The sequence below is a fragment of the Roseiconus nitratireducens genome (genome assembly GCF_008629675.1).
Taxonomy (GTDB): domain Bacteria; phylum Planctomycetota; class Planctomycetia; order Pirellulales; family Pirellulaceae; genus Stieleria; species Stieleria nitratireducens.
The window spans coordinates 388,687-409,101 of sequence record NZ_VWOX01000004.1 but is presented as its reverse complement, the minus strand read 5'-3'; the positions used below and the strand labels follow the sequence as shown (position 1 = coordinate 409,101).

The window sequence follows — 20,415 nt, the reverse complement described above, 5'->3', positions numbered from 1 at the left end:
CGTTCATTGTGTCTGGTCGGTTGGGGCGGAACTTCCCGGCAACAGCAGGCTGGCGGACACGCTGATCACCAGCAACACCATCGGTTCGACAATCATTCGATACCGGTAGGCGGGGATCTCCAGGATTCCCGTGACCAGGGAAAAATAACCGAAGACCGCAGCAACCCAAATGCCCCCCGCCCGCGTCGATTTGCGATAGATCATCACGACCGTGGCCAGTCCGGTCACGATCATCAACAGCGTGTTGCCGGTCAACCAGTTGCTGTAGCGGTAGCGGATCCATGTCTGGATGGGTGCCAGCGGCGTCCCCCAGACAGCTTCTCCGGCGTAAAGTTCCCTTCGCAGTTGTTCGCCGGATCTGGCATCGTCCGGTGCCAACTGAGCGAACTGGACGGGCAGCTCGGTGGCTCGAGTCCGCCAGAAATTGACGCATCGCCGAATCGCTTTGGCCATGAAGACTTTCGGCGACTGGAGCGCCGCATCCACGGCGACCTGTTTCATCAAGCGGTCGGCCGCCGGATCGGACAGGCCGGACCGGACCAGCGAATCCGAAATCGTCCAGGTGTGCCGCCATCGCTGATCCGTCTGCAGATCCCGCCACGTGGCCGCTCCGATCTGTCGCTGAAGTTCGTTTGCGGGCGCAGAGTCCGGCAGCGACAACCCCGCTCCGCTGCCGTCTTGAAAGGTAACGATCCAAAGATTGCGACCGACAAACTCCGTGATCATCGCCTCGCCAAACAATGCCCGGTTACGCGTCAGCCAGGGCGTCAGGCAGCCGATCGTCAGCAACGCCGCCACAGCCACACTGACCCGGCGGTGCAAACCACGCGGCGCGGGGCGGTCGACCGACCACCGCGTTTGCCAATGGACGACAAGGTAAATCAGGTCCGGAATCCACAGCAGCATCGCGATCGGTCGGGTCAAGATCGTCAATCCCAGCGTCAGCCCTGCCAGCACGCCGCCGGCGATCGTCGGGGATCGACCCAGGCGGACGACCGACGCCAGGTGGGCCATCAGCAGAAAGACAAACAGCGTTTCGGTCAGCACCGTGGTGACGTAGACGACCGATGAAATCATCAACGTCGCCCCGATCAAGACGAACCAGGCGGCCCGGCGGTCCTGCGCCAACGATCCCGCCAACAGTCCCGTGATCAAGACCGTTGCCAGCCACATCGCCCCCTGCAAACACGTCAGCCAAAACAGTGGATCGGGTAGGACGGCTCGGGTCACCGCGATCAGCCAGGGATAGCCCGGCGTTCGGTAGGCAATCGGTTCCCGCAGCAGCAGCCAATCGCCCTGTCGTGCCGTCTCGCCCAGCGACCAGTAACCCGCGGCGTCCATGACAACCGGGCTGGGACCCTGCGCGATCACGCCGACCACCTTGGCGATCAACAGGACGATCAGGGCGACAAAGCAAAACTGGCGAAGCACTGGAAAACCTGGATCGGCTGGCCGACTACGGGGACACGAAAACGCTCGTCAAGTTGCCGGGCCGACCGTAGCTCGTTGCGAATCGTGCCAAGACGACAGCGGGGAGTCGGTCCCCACGCGGCCCAGTCGGTGTCTGTGGTGCCGTGACGGGTGCGAAAGAGTCTAACCCGTTTCGGCAGACTTCGGCAGATCGTTCCCGCCAGTTGGCAATGTCGCCTTCGGTCCGATCGAAGGCGGGTTGCCCCAAAAGTTCGCCATTGCTCTAAACTGACACCGCGGACGAATTCTCAAAGGCAAATCTGAGTTCATGAAAGCACTGTTACCCGTCATCAATGCCGGGCTGCCTTCGGGCGTGGTCCAACCATTCTCCGATCGATTGGCGGCCGAAGGGATGACGCTGGAACGCACCGCGGTCACCCAGTTGCAGATCAATCTGGGCAAGCTGTGCAATCAGGCCTGCACGCATTGCCATGTCGAGGCGGGGCCGACCAAGACCCGCGAGAACATGAGCCGCGAGACGGCTGACCGGATTATCCAACTGGCCCAATCCTGCCGCGATCTTTCGCTGGTCGACCTGACCGGCGGGGCCCCGGAGATGAACGCGAACTTTCGGCGGCTGGTGACGGAGTTTCGTTCGACGGGTTTGCGCGTGATCGATCGCTGCAATTTGACGATTCTTCAGCAGCCGTCGTACCGCTGGGTAGCACCCTTCTTGGCTGAAAACCAAGTTGACATCGTGGCATCCCTGCCTTGCTACCTGGAAGACAATGTGGACGCGCAACGCGGCAGCGGCGTGTTTGCCCAAAGTATCGAGGCGTTGTTGCAATTGAACGCGCTGGGCTATGGCCGCGAGGACTCTCCCCTGCGACTGGACCTGGTCTACAATCCCACCGGGCCTTCGCTTCCGCCCAACCAACAGTCCTTGCAGGCGGACTACCAACGCGAACTGAAACGTCGCTACGGCATTCAATTCGATCGGCTGCTGACCATCACAAACATTCCGATCAAACGCTACGCAACCTACCTGCTCAAACGCGGGGATCTGGATCGGTACCTGCGGCTCCTGGCGGAGCACTTCAACGCCGACGCTGCCAAAGGCGTGATGTGTCGATCGCTGGTGTCGGTCGGTTGGGATGGAGCGATCTACGACTGTGACTTCAATCAGATGATTGACATGCCGGCCGCCGCCGAACCCTCGGCAACCATTTGGGATATTGCATCACTGGACGAGTTCGCTGGGAAATCCATCGCCACGGCCGACCATTGCTACGGGTGCACCGCGGGCGCCGGTAGCGGTTGCGGCGGGGCGCTGACCTGATTGGCTTTGTCGGCACACCGTTACCTGGACAGCGCACTTTGTGTGAGCCGCGTGGCGCTGGCCGCGGGTTTTCTCGCCCCAACCGGCGGCGAACGCCGTGCCGCTGATTGCACTGCAAATCACCGTGTTTTTGATTCAAGGTAGCGCTGTCCGGCTAAAATCCACCAAGACAGGTTCGAAACGCTGTCTTGATCAACGTTCCTTCACTTCAACCATTGTCTTTTTCCAAGCGATGTCTGCATTCAATACCGAGTCGGCTGTTCGCCAGCGTTATTCGACCGCCGCGGAGTCTCGTGAGCCCGAATTGTGCTGCCCCGTTGATTACGATGCTCGCTACCTGAAAGTGATCCCGCAGGAAGTGATCGATCGCGACTACGGGTGCGGCGATCCTTCGAAGCATGTTCGTCCAGGCGAAACCGTGTTGGACCTCGGTTGCGGGGGAGGCAAGATCTGCTTCATCGCGTCGCAGGTCGTTGGACCATCGGGACGGGTGATCGGCGTCGACATGAATGATGAGATGTTGGCACTGGCGCGTCGCAGCCAATCTGAAGTGGCCTCACAGATCGGGTATGACAACGTCGCCTTTTGCAAAGGCAAGATCCAGGACATGCAAATCGACCGGGAACGTGTCGACGCTTACTTGCGAGAGCATCCGGTCAGCTGCGACGCTTCGCTGGTTCGCTTCGAAGCGTTTCTGGAGCAAATGCGGTCGGTCGAGCCGATGATTACGGACGATTCGATCGACGTGGTCGTCAGCAACTGCGTGTTGAATCTGGTCGATGCGTCCCAGAAGGCGCAATTGTTTCACGAAATCTTTCGTGTGCTGCGTCCCGGCGGTCGTGCCGTCATCAGTGACATCGTCAGTGACGAACCGGTTCCGGAGAGGATGCAGCAAGATCCCGAACTCTGGAGCGGCTGCATCAGCGGGGCGTTGCAGGAGAAAGCGTTTCTTGACGCGTTCGTGGAGGCAGGGTTTCAGGCGGTTCGGATGGCCGACTACCAGCGAGAACCTTGGCGGGTGGTGGAGGGGATCGAATTTCGTTCCGCAACCGTGATCGCGTCCAAGTTTCCCGCAGGGCCGTGCCTGGACCATCACGAAGCCGTCGTGTATCGCGGTCCCTACGCAAGTGTCAGCGACGACGAAGGCCACACGTTCATTCGCGGCGTTCGATCGGTTGTTTGTCGGCGGTCATTCTTGAAACTGTCGCAGGAACCTTACGCCCAAGACTTCATCGCGATCGAACCGCTGAGCGAGGTTCCCGCCGAACAAGCGAAACCGATCTGCTGTGAAGGCGAATTGCCCGCGCGGCCACCGAAGGTCACCAAAGGTGGTCGCGTTTCCATGACAGTGATCGGAGACGAGTGCTGCGGCGATTCCGAGTGCTGTTGAGTGGTCACGCGTCCGCTTCGATCTCCGTCACCCCAACGTCAGGTTCTGGTCTCATGCGATTCGGCTACACCTTGCTTTATGTCCGCGACGTTCAACAGACGCTGACATTCTACGAATCCGTCTTCGGGCTACAGCGGAAGATGTTCCATGAGGAAGGCGATCAGGCGTACGGCGAGCTGGACACCGGCGCGACGACGCTGGGTTTCGTTTCCTACGCCTTGGCGCAGTCGCATGGCTTTGAAATCAGCAAGCCCGATGCGAATGCGCCGCCACCACCGGTCGAGATCGCGTTGGTCACCGATGACGTGCCGGGCGCATTCGCGACTGCGGTTGAGAAAGGTGCCGTCGAGGTCTGTCCGCCGGAGAAGAAGCCTTGGGGGCAGATCGTGTCCTACGTGCGGGACAACAACGGATTCGTGGTCGAGATCTGTTCGCCGGTTGCGACTTGAGTACCGAATCGTCCCGCGGTGTCACCAGCCGTGCTGTCGCAGACGTGTCAGGATCTGCGCCCGCAGCGGTCCTTGATCGGCGGCCAAGGCCTTGCGATAGTTTGCCCGTGCCATGCGTAGATTGCCTTCCAGTTCGGCGCGTTCGGCTCGCTGCAGGGCTTGCACCGCCAGTTGTTGCTGGGCGTTCCGATTGGCTTGAGCTCGAGCGGCCAATTCATTGGCCTGAGCTTGCTGGCCCGAACGGAACAGGTTGCTGCTGGCGTTTTGCTGCACCGGGCTGCCATAGGCGCCACCAGCCAAGACCGGAGTGAACCCCGTGACGAACGGTTGAAGTGTCTGTGCACTGATGTTTCCGCCGGCCCCATTCATCGTGGTGATCGATGGGGTCGTCGACGTGATGCTGCGGTTGCTTCCCTGAGTCATCGAAAGGCCGATCGATCCGCGGACGCCACCGGCATGGAATCCAGCGCCGGTCTGCAGCGCCGGCGCTCCGCCCGGGTTGCCGAAGGGAACTGCGGGAGCGCCGCCACCGAACTGGGCGAAGAAGTTCGGTCCTTGGACGGACCATTGCACGCCGGATTGTTCAAAGAAGGACGAGCCGAGAACCTGACTCGGGACGCTGGTGGTAACCGACTGCCCGTTCCCTTGTCCGGCTGTCAGGAATGCCGCCAGGATCGCGGCGATGCAAACCGATGAGTGACGCATGGGATCCGACCAACTGGCGTGTGAGAAGCGGTGTCCCTGAAGGATAGCAGATTTGCCCGCCGGAGGTTCGGCCGCAGCCCAGGAACACAACCCACGTAGCTGCCGTCGCCAGACGGCGGAAAACCACTGGGCGGTGGAACTGAAGGGCAAGGGAACGCTGGCGGAGCCAGCCTGCAGCGCGTCCCCGGGCGGAGCCCAGGAACGAGGGGGCACAACCCACGTAGCTGCCGTCGCCAGACGGCGGACGTCCACCGGGCGGTAGAGCCGGAGGGCAGGGGAACGCTGGCAGAGCCAGCCTGCAGTGCGTTCCCGGGCGGAGCCCAGGAACGAGGGGACACAACCCGCGTAGCTGCCGTCGCCAGACGGCGGAAAACCACTGGGCGAGCGAACTGGAGGGCAGGGGAACGCTGGCAGAGCCAGTCTGCAGTGCGTTCCCGGGCGGAGCCCAGGAACGAGGGGACACAACCCGCGTAGCTGCGTCGCCAGACGGCGGAAAACCACTGGGCGAGCGAACTGGAGGGCAGGGGGAAGCTGGCGGAGCCAGTCTGCAGTGAGTTCCCGGGCGGAGCCCAGGAACGAGGGCTCAGCCCGTTCAGTCACCAAACGCCTGGGCCTCGTCGGGACCCGGGGTGGCGTAGTGCGGATCTTTCGCACGGATGAACAGTTCACCGTTCTCCAACCGGCGGACCTCCAACGGGACCAGGGTCACGCCGCGGTGGTTGATGGTTTGCGCGGTGTGGCTCAGATCCCTGGCTTTGATCCCTGACGGCTTCAACGGGGGAACGTTGGCGTTGAAGAACGCGGTGCACCACCACCGCCCCTGGTCGTCCTGGAACGGCGTGCCGTGACCGAGGAAGCGACCGGCGAATTTTCGTTCACTGTAGGGTCCGGTGATCTTATCGGCGGTGGCGTAGTACAGGTTGTAGGTGCCGCGTCGCATGTTTCCGGTTGACCATCCGGTACCGAACAGGACGTACTTGCCGTGGATCTTTTGGATCAGGCATCCTTCATGTCCCATCTTCGCAGCATCACCGGCCGGTTTGATGTCGGTCGGCTTGGCGGCGAAACCCGAGAAGTCGTCCTTGAGCGGCGCGATGCTGGTCGCGCCCCAGATCATCCACCAGGTTCCGTCATCGTCTTGGAACAGGGATGGGTCGTGACGTCGACCAATCTTTTCGCCCATCGGATTGCTCCACGGCCCACGCACGTCGGCGCCGGCGCTCAATGCCAGGTTGGCGCCTTTGACGGGAGCCGGGCTGGTGTGCACCAAGGCCCAGCGGTCTCCGACCCAGTGCAGTTCGGGCGCCCACAGGAACCACTGGTCTTTGGGTGTTGATTCGAAAGCGTCCGGTTTGGCGGTTGCCCAAATTCCGTCGGTCAATTCGAACGGAGCCCCCAAGGACTGCCAGTCGATCAGGTCCTTTGATCGCCACACTCGGGCGACCGAGCCGACGACGCTCTGCGGGCCCAGACCCAAGTTGTAGGGGTCCGAAGTTTCGCGAGGGTCGTCAGGGTTCGGCGTCGTTCCGGTCAGGTAATACCACTGATCCGGCCCCTTCACGATGTAGGGGTCACGGATCCAGCCCTCTTTGATGAACAGGGCATGGTCGTGGGATTGCAGACCGTTCCGGATGACTTCCGGTGACATCGCTTTCCGCACTTTCACGTCGCGCGCCGGTGCGGTCGGTGGTTGAGCGGAGAGCCGCCGGATCAAACGGGTTTCCCGTTCATCGTACGGCGTGCCGTCCCGTCGGAAGACGTCATGGAACCAGGGATCCGGTTCTTGATCGTAGGGCTTCTGCCACGAATCCCAGGGGTAGATGGTCTGCGAACGCCCGTTGACGAATCCCCAGTTGTAAGCAGCGACTCGGTGCTCGTGAAAAATCGGCAGGATTCCTTCAAACGTGGAATCGTTGCCGCGGGCCATGTATTCGGTGCACAGGAGCGGTCGACCGAGTTGCATCAGCCCTTCGACCAGTTCACGCGTGCGTTCCGGACCGCTGTAGGCGTGGAAGGAAATGACATCGGAGTTCTCGATGCAGGCGCGGTGAAAGTCGGACGGGTTGGTCAGGTAGTCGCCACGCCAAACCCCGACGGTCAACGGTTGAGAAGGATTGATCTCGCGCGCCCACGCGAAGGTCTTTTCCATCAGTTCCATCGCCCGTCGTTCCTTGACCGGCTCATCAAGCTCCTGGCCGGTGCCGTTCTTGCCGTAGGAGTTGGCCACCGGATTGTCAGGTTCGTTGAACAGATCCCACACGAGCACTCGGTCATCATTGGCGAATCGACGCAATACCGATTGGACATAGGGCTTCAGCGCGTCTTGCTTGCTCGGATCGTCCAGGATTTCACGCCCGGGTGACTGGACCCAGCCTGAATTGTGCAGGCCGGGTCTGGGTTCCGGCTGGTCACCGGCCTGGGGATACGGATGCCAAACGCCATCGAAGAACACGAACATCGTGCGGATGCCGTGCCGGTCGGCGATCTGCAAGTACTGTTCGACGCGCTGGAAGAATCCTTCGGCATCGTCGCGCCACGGGATGTCATGCAGAAACACTCGCATGGTGTTCATCCCGATCTCTTCGGCCCAACCCAATTCGCGATCGATGCTCTGGGGATCGAAAGTTTCCGGCTGCCACATCTCCAACTGATTGATCGCCGAGGAGGGGACGTAGTTGGCGCCGACCGGCCACTCGATCGCATCGTACCACCGGTCCGCACGTTCTTCGGACCACCGTCCAGGCCGACTTTGGTAGTCCGCCAAGTCGGTCGACGCAGCGTCGTCGCCGCGATCGCCGGTGGAAACCGAGTGGGACACCACCGTCGCGGTGAACTCGTTGGGGGCCTGGTAGTCGCCAGCGGCGGACAGCGTGTCTTGCCCGATCGACAGGGCGTCTTTGGGTTGGGAGGGAATCAATCCCGGCGAGCGTCGTTTGACGGGTGGGCGATCGTCGACCTGCAAGGTCATCACTTTGTCGTCCAGGGTGGCTCTTAGTCGAACCTGACCGCCGACCGGATGCGTCCAGGACAACCGTGTCACCTTGCCGTCGATGCGGACATCAAAGGCGGGCCGGCCATCGACCAGGTGCAGGGAGTAACCGTGTTCGCGTCCGCCCTGAGCGACCACCACACCGCGCGGCGAGTCGCCTTTGATCACGGCCTGGACCGCGATCGGTCGTCGCGCAATTTCCGGCGTCTCAACCGCAGCGGACGCATCACCGTCCACCACATCGGACTTCCTCGGGCGGCTTCCGTCGCGGTTGAGCGGTTCGGGGTACTTCGCCAAAATGGCTTTCAGTTCTTTCAACACGCCCGGCCGCTTTTCGGCCAGGTTCTCGCTTTCGATCGGATCGTTCTGGTAGTCGTACAACTCGTACTCGGCCGAGTTCGGACTCTGCCCAGGCTGCTTCCATTCCACCATCCGGTAGCGGTCGGTCCGAATCGCGCGGCCCATCAAGCGTTTCGGGTAGGCGTGGTAGGCATGGTCGCGGACGCGAGCCTGCGGGTCCTTCAGCACCGGAACCAGGCTGACACCGTCGACCGGCTGCGGACCCCTCGGCGCCGGCAGGCCCGCCAGTTCCGAAAGTGTGGGAAACACGTCGACACTTTCGGCAAGTTGGCCGGTCGACGAGTTCGGTTCGGTCACCCCGGGGGCGACAAACACCAACGGGATGCGATTGGCTTGTTCGTAATTGGTGTGCTTGGTCCAAATGCCCAGGTCACCCAAATGGAATCCGTGGTCGCCCCACAGCACAATGATGGTGTCATCGGCCAGATCCAGAGAATCCAGAGCGTCGATCACTTTGCCGATTTGGGCGTCGACGTAACTGACGCTGGCGTAGTAACCGTGGATCAGCGTCCGCTTGAGCTTGTCGGGGTATTCTGCGTCGCGATCTTCGGGGACCGGTTTGTAGTTGGTGATTTCGCCGCCACGCTTTCCGGCGACCGCCGGTGCGTCGACCGGAGGGTCTTCGCGGGTCGGCATCGGAAGTTGTTCCGGGTCATAGAGGTCCCAGTACTTTTGTGGCGCGGAGAAGGGCAGGTGGGGGCGGGCGAAACCGGCGGCGATCAGGAATGGCGTCCCGGAGGCTTCCCGTCGCTGTTTGGCGGCCTGCAACCGACGAATCGTTTCGGCGGCGACGCGTCCGTCGGCATAGGCATCGTCATCGACCAGGGGCGACTCGTAAGCGGCGCCCCGCGGCAATGAGCGAATTTCATCGAGCTTTTGGTTGGTGAAGTAAGCCTCCTCCCGCGTCAGCTTTCCTCCGTCGGTGCTTTCCGGATCCACGTACTCGATCACTTTTTCCTTGAAGTGCGGTACGGAAAACGACTCCGGGTCGCCGTGGTTTCCGTGACCGATGTGAAAAACTTTTCCAAGTGATTCCGTGCGATAGCCGTGGGCGGCGAAGTGCTGCGGCAGGGTCACCGCTTCGGGCAGGATTTCGCGAAGTTGACTTCCCAAACCGTACAGGGCGGTTGACGTGGAATGCGAGCCAAGCATCAGCGTGAAACGGGAGGGCGCGCACACGGCTTGATTGCAGTAGGCGGCGTCAAACCGCATCCCACGCGACGTGAGCGCGTCCAGGTGAGGCGTCTTGGCGATAGGGTCGCCATAACTGCCGATCGCCGGTTTCAAGTCGTCAACCAGGATCATCAGCACATTGGGCGGCGTGTCCGCCGCCGAGGCCGATGGGACAAGGATCAAATAACCGAGCGCCAGCAAGAACAATCGGTGGAACGCAAAGCGTGACATGGTGAAGCTTGGTGCGGGGAATGGAGGGCGAGACGAGCCGATGGGGGGAGTTCATTACAGCCGATCACCGAACGCAGTTCCATGTGATCAATCGTTTTGTTGCTGTGTTTTTTTGCCAACGGTGCATGGGTTTCCCGGCGATACATTGGGCAGCCGCGCGTGAAGCTAGTACGATCTGTGGAGCGTCCCCCGCCGCCCCAACCTCCCTCCACCCCCCAAGAATTCCGATGCGCAGATTGCTCATCCTCGCCTCCACCGTGTTCGCATTGTGGTTGGGGGCGTCCGTCAGCCCCGCCGAAGAACTCGGGGCCGATTCCGAATCGCCGAAGCAGCGGCCCAACGTGCTGTTGTTGTGCGTGGACGACCTCCGTCCGGAATTGGCTTGTTTCGGAAAGCCGTACATTCAATCACCGAACATCGACGCGTTGGCAGCATCCGGGACAGCCTTCCGTCGCCATTACGTCCAGGCCCCGACGTGTGGGGCTTCCCGTTACTCGCTGCTGACCGGGCGGTATGGTCCGGCCAGCAATAACGCCTTGTTCCAGCGATCCAAGGTGCTGGAGGAGAATCCCGATGGGGTTCCGCCGAGCATGCCGGCCTGGTTCCGCCGGCACGGCTACACCACCGTTTCGGTCGGAAAGGTGTCGCACCATCCCGGCGGCCGTGGCGGTGCAGACTGGGACGACGATTCGCAACCGGAAATGCCCCAGTCCTGGGATCGACACTTGATGCCGGTCGGACCCTGGCAGCATCCTCGTGGTGCGATGCACGGCTTGGCGCACGGCGAAATCCGTCGAGATGCCAAGCAGATGGATGTCTTTCAAAGTGTCGAAGGAGACGATGCGATCTACCCCGATGGGCTGACCACCCAGCGGGCGATTGAGCAACTTGACCAATTGGCGTCGACAAACGAATCACCGTTCTTCCTGGCCGTCGGCATCATCCGCCCGCACCTGCCATTCGGCGCCCCGGCCAAGTACATGCAGCCCTACGTCGACGCCGATTTGCCGGAAATCGACCATCCATCCAAACCCGAAGGAAAAACGACCTGGCACGGATCCGGAGAGTTCATGAAGTACAACCGCTGGCAGCGCAACCCGAACGATGATGCGGAATTCGCCACCGAAGTCCGCAAGCACTACGCGGCCTGTGTCAGTTACGCCGACGCTCAGGTCGGACGCATCCTGACCCGGTTGAAGGAATCCGGAGCCGACGAAAACACGATCGTCGTCCTGTGGGGTGACCATGGTTGGCATTTGGGCGAACACGCCATTTGGGGAAAACATGCGTTGTTCGAAGAATCGCTCCGATCGCCGTTGATCATTCGCCGCCCGCAGACGCAGGCGAAACCCCCGACGAACGGGGCGAAGACGGACGCGATCGTGGAAACCATCGATCTGTTTCCGACGCTGTGCCAGCTGGCCGGATTGGAAACGCCGTCGTTCGCCGATGGCAAATCCCTGATCCCGTTGTTGGACAATCCCGACGCTGCCGGGCACCCGGCCATCTCCTATCGGCCCAACGCCAAAACGATCCGCAGCGATCGGTACCGGCTGGTCGTTCACAACGACGGGTATTTGGAGCTTTACGATCACCACAGCCCCGAGGGAGAAACGAAAAACGTGGCGTCGTCGAACCCGCAGGTGGCCAAAGAGCTTCAGCAGAAATTGTCCGAGCGACTGGGGTCGCAGGCGGTTGCCGAGGGTAAACTGGCACCCGGATTGAACTGACATCCCTTCCCACCTCGATTCCCTCCAAACACATCCTGGGCCCCTCCAATGCAAAAGCTGAATCTGTTCGTTTTTTTGACCGCGTTGCTGATGCTGGCTGATCACTCGGCATCCGCGGCAGAGACCGACTTGGAAGTCGGTGATGCCGCCCCGTCCTTCGAGGCCGTCGACGATACGGGAAAGGTTTGGAAGTCCGCCGACCACGTCGGCAAAAAAATTGTGGTGCTGTATTTCTATCCGGCGGACATGACCGGCGGCTGTACCGCCCAGGCGTGCGGCTATCGTGACCGCATGGAGTCGTTGGAAGCCGCCGGAGTGGAAGTCGTCGGTGTCAGCGGCGACACCGCGGAGAACCATCAACTGTTCAAGAAAGCGCACCAGCTGAATTTCACGCTGCTGGCGGATCCCGACGGGGAAGTGGCCAAGAAATTCGGTGTCCCGGTCAGTGTCGGCGAAAAGTCGGTCACCAAGATCATCGATGGATCGGAAAAGGTGCTCACGCGCGGCGCGACGGCCAAACGTTGGACGTTCGTCATCGATCGCGACGGGAACATTGCCTACAAGGATTCGCAAGTCAACGCCAAGCAGGATCCGGAAAAGATTCAGGCCGTCGTCAAGAGTTTGTAAGGGGCGCGTGGACGCGGCAACGCTCCGATGATTGTCCAGCCCGAACGAACCCGGTCATCGGCGCGATAAAAAATGGCGTGTTGGCACCGGGCAACGCCCCGGTGTTTATCCAGCCCGGCAGGGCTGAATGAAAGGTGCCCCATCCACCGTGAGGGCCAACGGCCCGGTCGTTTGTTGACTGATGAACCTGACCGACGGCAATCCATCACTTCGCCAGAAAATATTCGTTGGTCGGATACTTGTTGAATCGCGATGCCCGCGCATTGCGCTGGGGAAATCCGTCCGAGAGCTTGTCGATCAATTCGGTGTGCGACGGATCGTCTGCCAAGTTGTTCCATTCGTTGGGGTCGGTCCGGTGATCGTACAACTCCTTTGATCCGTCTTCGTAGCGATAAAGCCGATAGCGTTGCGTTTGGATGGCGTGATTGTTCTGCCCGTAGGTGGTGATCGTCACGTGGTCCCATTCCGCCGCCGGGTCACGCAACAACGGGACAAGGGAATGTCCCTCGTTATCCGCGTTGTTCGGCAATCCGCACAATTGCAGTAGGGTGGGATACAGATCGATCAGACCCACCGGACGATCGCAGACCGTTGCCACGCGAGCATCGGGCAGTGAGATGATCAATGGCACGCGATTGGCGCGGTCCCAGAGCGCCTGTTTTGCAAAACGGTTCTTCTCACCCAGGTGGTACCCGTGATCGGACCACAGGACGACGATCGTGTTGTCGGCGTATTCGCTTTCTCGCAACGCATCGAGCACCTTGCCCACTTGGGCGTCGACGAACGTGGTGCAGGCCAGGTAGCTCTGGACGATGCGTTTCCATTGGTCCTGTTCGATGGCCCACTGGGTGGTCGGCATCGCTGGCAATTCGTTGACGCGTCGAGAAATCTCCGGGACGTCGGCCAGGTCGTCTTCGCGGTACGGCGGTAGCGAAATCTCGTCCAGCGGATGCATGTCGAACCATTTCTGCGGACAGTGCCAGGGCACGTGGGGACGCATGAACCCGACCGCCAGAAAGAAAGGCTGGTCGTGTTTCTCCTGCAGTTGCCGGACCCCGTAGCTGGCGATCTGGAAATCGGGCATTTGGTCATCCCGCTCCGGAAAAGCTCCCCAGTCCGTCTGCGTGCTGCCGATCTTTTCCGGGAACCAGGCCGGGTCGTAATGAAACCGTTTCGCGGGTTTGGGGCCGAAGCTGGCGTGGCCGCCGTAGTCGTCGAAAACACCCGCCGCGTCGCCCTGGTGAAACAGCTTGCCACACGCCAGAGTCTTGTAACCCTGTTGCTCAAAGTAGTCCGGCAGTAACGTCACGCGGCCCGTGATCTCACTGGCCTTTGGGATTTGCTTGTCGCTGATCTGTGCGTAGATGCCGGACGTCGACGGAAGCAGTCCCGTGAACAGGCTGGCACGACTCGGGCCGCAAATCGGTGCCTGGCAATGGGCGTTGGAAAACAACGTGCCCTCGCTGGCCAACCGATCGATGTTGGGCGTGATCGCGCCGGGATGGCGTCGAAGGCAGCCGACCCAGTCGTTCAGATCGTCGATGGCAATCATCAGCACGTTGGGACGTTCGGCCGCGCGCAGCGGCAGGCCACTGATTGCGGACAGGCAAAGCAGCGCCGTCAGGATCCAACGGATGAACATGGTGATTCCGAAATGAAAGGCACCAGGGCGATCGCACCGCAGCCACCGTCCGGCGGCGGTGGCTGCATCGTGTTGTCGTCGGCCCGATCGGTCACCGACGTGCCCGTCAGAAACTAGCTGTTCGTCTTGACGCTGGGATCGTCCGCCACATTCACCCACACGTGGACGTGCGGGGCACCGCGGTAATGCCACACAAAGGAGGGGCCTTCCAATCGCCAGTTGTCCCATACCCCGTCATTGCCCAGGTCGTTGTCGCTGAAGAACGATAGTGAGCAGGCGTCCAGGCCCCCCTGGCGTTTCAAGCATTCCATGGCTTCCTTTTGATCCGATTCGCGGTACATCTCCACGAGCAGCGCGAGCACCTTTTGCAAGTGCTCCTTTTGGTCCGAGGACATTTCGCTGACGGCCAGACCGCTCTCCGGCCGCTTGCCTTTGAATTGGACCGATTGCTCGCGAGGCGTTTTTTCTCGCAAGGCTTGCTTTTGTTGTTTGCCGTCAAGCATTCGGTACAAATTGTTCGCCTGCACCGCCTGGTGCCAGAACACATTGCCGGGGTGATTCGGGCCTTCGTTGAACTCCGGTGCGTGCCCGTAAAAGATGGGGCCGCCAAACGCCACGTGCTCGGCCGAATTCCCATCGCATCGCAGCGTCATGTGACGCCCGGTCAAAACCAGTTCGAATTGATCGCTTCCCGGTTTGCCAAAAATGGCGATGGATTGTTCGTTTCCAAATCCGCCGGCATCGTCTTCCAGTTGGCGGTAGTAACGTTCGTGCCAATCGGGGTGGATGATCGATTCAAAGATGTCGGTGATCAGTGCCCGCTGGTCGTCGTTGTAGAAGTCGTCGTTGATCTCCGGTTTGGTGACGTTCCAATTGTTGGCGACGAACGTCCGCAGCAGACCGCGATTGTCGCTCACGTAGTCCCAGTCGAAGCAGATTTGTTGACGTTGCTGCTCCGACAGTGTGTCGTACAGTCGTCCGACCAGACTTTCCGCCGACGCGCCGGCCGAGGACGCCGACGCCACGGACCCCAGGGTTGCCGTGGCCGCCGTTGCCATCGAAACGGTGCGGAGAAATGCTCGTCGATCGATTTTCGAATTCAATGTCATGACAGATGCCTTTGGGAGGTGGGACGAATCGCAGACGGTATGTCAGGTCGCGTGCCGGCAACCGGGCGTTCAGTTTAACAGACTGAAGATGGCGGAGGATGGAATCATTCGCCGCCGGAGGTGTCATTATTCAGTCAGCCGAATCCGTTTGCCCTACTTTTTGAGGCATCGGGATCGACACAAGTCACTTCACCCTCCCGCTCGCGGGGAGGGCTGTCCCTCAGTCATGAGTTCTTGGCATTCGCTTCGGATTCTGCCCTCCCCGGAGCCTCGTTCCTCGGCTCCGACCCTCCCGCGAGCGGGAGGGTGAAGGTTGTTTTCGAGTGTTCTCGCTTCTGTCGAATTCAGCGTGCGGCGGTAGGGTTGATTTCGAAAAGACTTCGCTTGCGCGACTGAAACCGACAGAAGCTTTCAACGGCAGTCGCCCGCGGAATTCGCCAGGGGAAAGACGCGCGTGCTGCTCCGATGCTCTAAACTACCCGACGGCACGAACACGTTCCGCCCGTCCCCGGCGCGAGCGACCTTGCTCGTGTCCCCGCCAATGAATCCCTCCTTCCCCAACTTTCAGGGCCGACTGTCATGCCCATCTTTGTTCGAACGTTGCTAGCTATTTGCGGATGTCTGGTCCTCTCGCTGGTCGCCAGCGATCAACCCGTTGCGGCCAATGATTCCTCCGAATCGGACGGATTGCGTTTGGCGCGGTTTGACATCGATGTGACTCCACCGCTTGGTTCAGAGATGGCTTACGACCCGGTCCGCCGCGTGGACGAGCTGACGTTGCGTTGCCGAGGAATTGTGCTTCAGGGCGGCGAACAACCGATCGTGCTGTGCGCGGTCGACTGGATCGGCATCGCCAATGAATCCCACGACGCGTTTCGGCAGCGGTTGGCCGAAGCCGCTGGGACAACGGCTGATCGCGTCGCAGTTCATTGCTTGCACCAGCACGATGCGCCGCGTTGTGACTTCACTGCCGAGCAGTTGCTGCATCATTACGGTGCGACGGATCTGGGTTCCCTGGAAGGCTCGTTCGCACGTGAAGTCCTTGATCGACTGGGAGACGCGGTGACCCGAGCGGTCCAGGACTCGCAGCCGGTGACGCACGCCGGGTTCGGTGTGGCGGAGGTCGAAAAAGTCGCCTCCAATCGTCGTCTGTTGGGACCCGATGGCAACGTGTATGCGACCCGCTACACGACTTGCCGTGACCCGAAACTGCGGGCCGAACCGGAGGGGACGATCGATCCGGAGTTGAGCTGTCTGGTGTTCTATCAGGACGATGCCCCGCTGGCCTGTTTGACCTATTACGCCTGTCACCCGCAAAGTTATTACCGAACCGGTGTTCCCAGTCCCGACTTTCCCGGCATCGCGCGTTTCATGCGTGGCCAAGACCTGCCGGAAACGCTGCACGTCCACTTCAACGGCGCGGGCGGCAATCTAGGCGCGGGAAAGTACAACGACGGTTCCAAGGAGAACCGGATGAAGCTGGCGATGCGGGTCGACGATGCGATGGAGCGGGCGCTGGCGGAGGCGAAACGTTTTCCCGTCACCGCAAAGGACATCGGTTGGGAATCGGTGGCGGTCGCCCTTCCACCGGCACCGCATTTGGACGAACAGAAACTTCGGACGACGCTCGCATCGGCGCAGGAAAGTGAGTTTCTTGGCGCCCCGGCCGAACTCGCCTGGCTGTTGCGGTGCCGGTCTGGACACAAAGTGGATGTGTCATGCTTGGCGGTCGGCGACGCCCGCGTGTTGCATCTGCCCGGGGAGTTGTTCGTGGAGTACCAACTTGCCGCCAAGAAAATGCGACCGGAACTGAACGTTGCCATGGCAGCCTACGGTGACTACGGTCCCGGCTACATCGGGACGGAGGTTGCCTACTCGCAGGGCGGTTATGAAACCAGCCAGCGCGCCTCCAAAGTCGACAAGAGCGTCGAAAAGATTCTGATGGATGCCATCGGTCAACTTCTGGAAGCCCAGTGAGATCTTGAAACCCCAGTGAGATCTTGGAAGCCCAGTGAAATCTTGGAGGCCAGTTGAGTTTGGAAGCTCACCGCAGCGGCCTCTCCTTCACGCGAACACCGCTTCCTGGCAAGCTAGCCTCGTTCGCGCAGGCAAGCGTCGTGGCCGTCGGAGATGTCGTCGCTGTGCCGACAAGCAGAACTTCAAATTGAACAAAATCTTTGGAGCCCCCGGGGGATGATTGTGCGACCGATTCCACCTTTCCCGCGACACGCTCGGTTAGTCGCCATTGCTTTCGCTCTGTCCGTGATGGCACTGCCCTTTCCCGACGGAGGTCGGGCGTTGGGGAAGGATTTCGCGGATCAACTGCCGCGAACGCCGGCGGTCGAGCCGGATCAAGTCTTGGAAACTTTCGAAGTCGCTCCGGGGTACCACTTGGAGCTGGTCGCACATGAACCGTTGGTCGGCAGCCCGGTTGCGGTCGAGTGGGATGCCGACGGACACCTGTTCGTTTGCGAGATGCGTGGGTACAGCGAAGATCGGGACGACGCGATTTCCCGGATCACGCGGCTGACCGATGAGGATCGGGATGGCGTCTATGACTCTCGAAAGGTCTTTGCGGAGAAATTGTTGTGGCCCACGGCGATCTTTCCCTACCGGGGCGGGTTGTTTGTGGTGGACGCGCCGGACCTGTACTACTTTTCTGATGACGACCAGGACGGTGTGGCCGACAGCAAGGAGTTGGTGTTCACCGGCTTCTCCGTTTCCAACGTCCAAGGCCTGCCGAACTCTTTCCGCTGGGGCTTGGACAACCGGATCCATTTGGCCTGCAGCACGGCCGGCGGCACGATTCGTCGGGCGGGTCCCGGTTCGGAACCCGGTCCCGACGACGCGGGGGCTGCTGCGGGCCGGCCGATCCGCGGGCATGACTTGGCCTTCGATCCGGCCAGCTACGAATTGCAGCTGACCAGCGGCGGTGGCCAGCACGGGATGTGCTTTGACGACTGGGGACACAAGTTCGTCTCTTCCAACAGCGACCACCTGCAGCAAGTCCTGTACGAGGATCGCTACATCGCGCGGCAGCCGCGGTTGGCGGCACCGCCGGCGCGGCAAAGCATCGCTGCTGATGGCCCGCAAGCGGAAGTCTTTCGAATCAGCCCGGTCGAACCGTGGCGGATTGTGCGCACGCGATTGCGCGTCGCTGGGCTGGTCGGCGGTCCGGTGGAAGGCGGCGGCCGCCCGGCCGGATACTTTACCGGCGCCACCGGTGTGATGATCTATGGAGGCGATGCCTGGCCGGAAGAGGATCGACAGCTTGCCATCGTCGGAGACGTCGGCAGCAATCTGATTCATCGTAAGCGTCTCTCGTCCGATGGGGTGCTCAAGATCGGTCACCGAATCGATTCGATGTCGGAGTTCGTTGCATCGCGGGATACCTGGTTTCGACCGGCGCAGTTTGCCTGCGGTCCAGATGGCTGCATGACGGTCGTTGACGTGTACCGCGAAGTCATCGAGCACCCCAAGAGTCTGCCGCCGGAAATCAAGCAGCACGTCGATCTGACGTCCGGTCGCGACCGCGGTCGGTTGTACCGCATCGCCCCGGACGGGTACCGGCATCGGCCGACTCCGCCGTTGTCGACATTAGCGTCGGTCGACCTGGTGCGGTTTCTGGACCATCCCAACCGCTGGCACCGCGAGACTGCATCGCGATTGATTTATCAGCGGCAGGATCCGACAGTGCTGGAACCGTTGCGACGCCAGGCACGTGTTGCGGCAACCGCGCAGGGCAGGATTCACTCGCTGTACGCGTTGGCAGGGATGAAGTCTCTGGAAACCGACACCGTCGTCGAGTGTTTACAGGATGGGCATCCTCAAGTGGTTCGCCATGCGATCCGGTTGGCCGAACAGTTTCCGGAGGATCCGTCGGTCTTGAAATGGCTGCGGGCACAACTGCGGCATCCGTCCATCGAAGTTCGCTACCAATTGGCGTTCACGGTGGGCGAAATGGCGATCGAAGATCCGGCAGAGTGGCTTGCCTTGTTGCTGCTCCAGGATCCGGCTGATCGCTGGATTCAAACCGCCGTGGGCAGCTCGTCGTTCGGTCATCTGCCGGACCTGTTCGAGGCCTTGGCGAAAAGCGACTCGGTGGCGCCCCTGGCACCGTTTCTGGGAAAGTTGGCCGGGGCGATCGCCGCCAGCGGAAACCCGTCGTCGATCGATCGTGCCAGAAACGCCATCGTCGACGCGGGAGATGATCCCAGCTTGCTTCCGGTGCTGGCACGTTTGCTGAAGGCGACACGGGATCACCAAGCAGATCCTGCCGTCAGTGCGGAAACCAAGCAAGCGAGTGCAAAGCTGGATCGGCTGGTGACGCTTGCCATCAAGCAGGTCGAGGACACTGAACGAACCGTTGACCAGCGAATCTCAGCGATCGACTGGTTGGCCCAGGCGACTCCACCCCGAGCCGCGCCCGCGTTGCTGCAGGTGATCGCGGAGCCTGAATCATCGCAACTGCAACGGGCCGCCATCTCTGCAATCGGACGGTTTGATTCCGATCGCACCACACCAACGTTGCTGCAGGTTTGGCCACGCCTTAGCCCGCAGTTGCGTCGTGCCGCGGGAGAAGTCTTGTTCGGCAACACGACCCACACGTTGGAAACCTTGGAAGCGATCGAATCCGGTTTGATTTCGCGGGACGAGATTTCGATCGCGCGGTGGAATGCTTTGGCCCAAAGCGGCAATCAGCGAATCCGCGATGCGGCCACGTCGTATCTGCGGTCGACCGATCAGGTGTCCCGTGACGAATTGATCGACCGGTACGGTTCCGCCCTGAGGACGCCCGGGGATCCGGGGCGCGGAGAAACGGTTTTCAAGCAGCAATGCGCCGGCTGTCATCAGGTCGGGCAACAGGGGCACGCCCTGGGGCCCAGCCTTGTCGCCGCGGCCACGCGGGGGCCGGAATCGATTCTGGTCAACGTGCTGGATCCCAACCGCGAAGTGAACCCGCAATTCATCAACTACGCGGTGTTGACCATCGATGGAAACGTGCATGCCGGGATGATCGCTTCGGAGAATGCCAACAGCATTGTCATCAAGCGGGCCGAGAACGTGACCGAGACGATTCTGCGAAGCGACATCGAGGAGATCCGCGACACGGGGCAATCGATCATGCCCGTGGGACTGGAAAAAGCAATTCCCCCCCAGGCGATGTCGGATCTGATCGCTTACCTTTTGGACGCCCATTCGTGATGGAACGCCGCGACGGTGTTCCCACACGAGATCTGACACCAACAAAAGCCGGCGGC

Annotated in this window: 12 protein-coding genes; 7 read left to right on the top strand and 5 right to left on the bottom strand. The window is 61.0% G+C overall.

From position 1 onward, the window contains the following. Positions 1-3: 3 nt before the first annotated feature. Entirely contained in the window at positions 4-1,431 is a 1,428-nt protein-coding gene (locus FYK55_RS09410) for an ArnT family glycosyltransferase (protein WP_150076137.1), read from the bottom strand. Between the two features lie 307 nt (positions 1,432-1,738). Here FYK55_RS09410 and arsS point away from each other — a divergent pair, with 307 nt between their 5' ends. From arsS to FYK55_RS09395, 3 genes are all read left to right on the top strand, one after another. Beyond that, on the top strand, positions 1,739-2,749 hold the full coding sequence (gene arsS / locus FYK55_RS09405; RefSeq protein ID WP_150076136.1) for an arsenosugar biosynthesis radical SAM (seleno)protein ArsS: 1,011 nt from the start codon (positions 1,739-1,741) through the stop codon (positions 2,747-2,749). A gap of 232 nt (positions 2,750-2,981) precedes the next feature. Further along, positions 2,982-4,139 carry a methyltransferase domain-containing protein gene (locus FYK55_RS09400; RefSeq protein WP_150076135.1) on the top strand — a complete coding sequence of 386 codons (1,158 nt, stop codon included), beginning with the start codon at positions 2,982-2,984 and terminating at the stop codon, positions 4,137-4,139. A 53-nt stretch (positions 4,140-4,192) separates the two neighbouring features. Beyond that, on the top strand, positions 4,193-4,588 hold the full coding sequence (locus FYK55_RS09395) for a VOC family protein (protein WP_150076134.1): 396 nt from the start codon (positions 4,193-4,195) through the stop codon (positions 4,586-4,588). Between the two features lie 21 nt (positions 4,589-4,609). On the opposite strand, the gene FYK55_RS09390 is transcribed toward FYK55_RS09395, so the two are convergent. Continuing rightward, positions 4,610-5,293 (bottom strand): hypothetical protein, encoded by a 684-nt coding sequence (locus FYK55_RS09390; RefSeq protein ID WP_150076133.1) that lies wholly within the window; start codon positions 5,291-5,293, stop codon positions 4,610-4,612. A 592-nt stretch (positions 5,294-5,885) separates the two neighbouring features. Continuing rightward, complete coding sequence (locus tag FYK55_RS29450; protein ID WP_201743664.1) at positions 5,886-10,046, bottom strand: sulfatase-like hydrolase/transferase; 4,161 nt, start codon at positions 10,044-10,046, stop codon at positions 5,886-5,888. A 227-nt stretch (positions 10,047-10,273) separates the two neighbouring features. On the opposite strand from FYK55_RS29450, the gene FYK55_RS09370 reads away from it, so the two are divergent. Beyond that, a complete protein-coding gene (locus tag FYK55_RS09370) occupies positions 10,274-11,776 on the top strand; it encodes a sulfatase (protein WP_150076132.1) in 1,503 nt (500 codons plus the stop codon). Between the two features lie 48 nt (positions 11,777-11,824). Beyond that, entirely contained in the window at positions 11,825-12,403 is a 579-nt protein-coding gene (locus FYK55_RS09365) for a peroxiredoxin (RefSeq protein WP_150076131.1), read from the top strand. 205 nt (positions 12,404-12,608) lie between these two features. Here FYK55_RS09365 and FYK55_RS09360 read toward each other — a convergent pair whose 3' ends face one another. Together FYK55_RS09360 and FYK55_RS09355 are read right to left on the bottom strand one after the other, a co-directional pair. Continuing rightward, on the bottom strand, positions 12,609-14,045 hold the full coding sequence (locus FYK55_RS09360; protein ID WP_201743663.1) for a sulfatase: 1,437 nt from the start codon (positions 14,043-14,045) through the stop codon (positions 12,609-12,611). Positions 14,046-14,158: 113 nt separating this feature from the next. Further along, a complete protein-coding gene (locus FYK55_RS09355) occupies positions 14,159-15,154 on the bottom strand; it encodes a DUF3500 domain-containing protein (RefSeq protein ID WP_150076130.1) in 996 nt (331 codons plus the stop codon). 579 nt (positions 15,155-15,733) lie between these two features. Between FYK55_RS09355 and FYK55_RS09350 the strand changes: the two genes are divergently transcribed. Both FYK55_RS09350 and FYK55_RS09345 read left to right on the top strand, forming a co-directional pair. Then, the gene (locus FYK55_RS09350; RefSeq protein ID WP_235908551.1) at positions 15,734-17,131 is read left to right on the top strand and encodes a hypothetical protein; all 1,398 of its coding nucleotides are present in this window, start codon (positions 15,734-15,736) and stop codon (positions 17,129-17,131) included. Positions 17,132-17,419: 288 nt separating this feature from the next. Continuing rightward, positions 17,420-20,359 carry a PVC-type heme-binding CxxCH protein gene (locus tag FYK55_RS09345; protein ID WP_150076129.1) on the top strand — a complete coding sequence of 980 codons (2,940 nt, stop codon included), beginning with the start codon at positions 17,420-17,422 and terminating at the stop codon, positions 20,357-20,359. Positions 20,360-20,415: the final 56 nt, after the last annotated feature.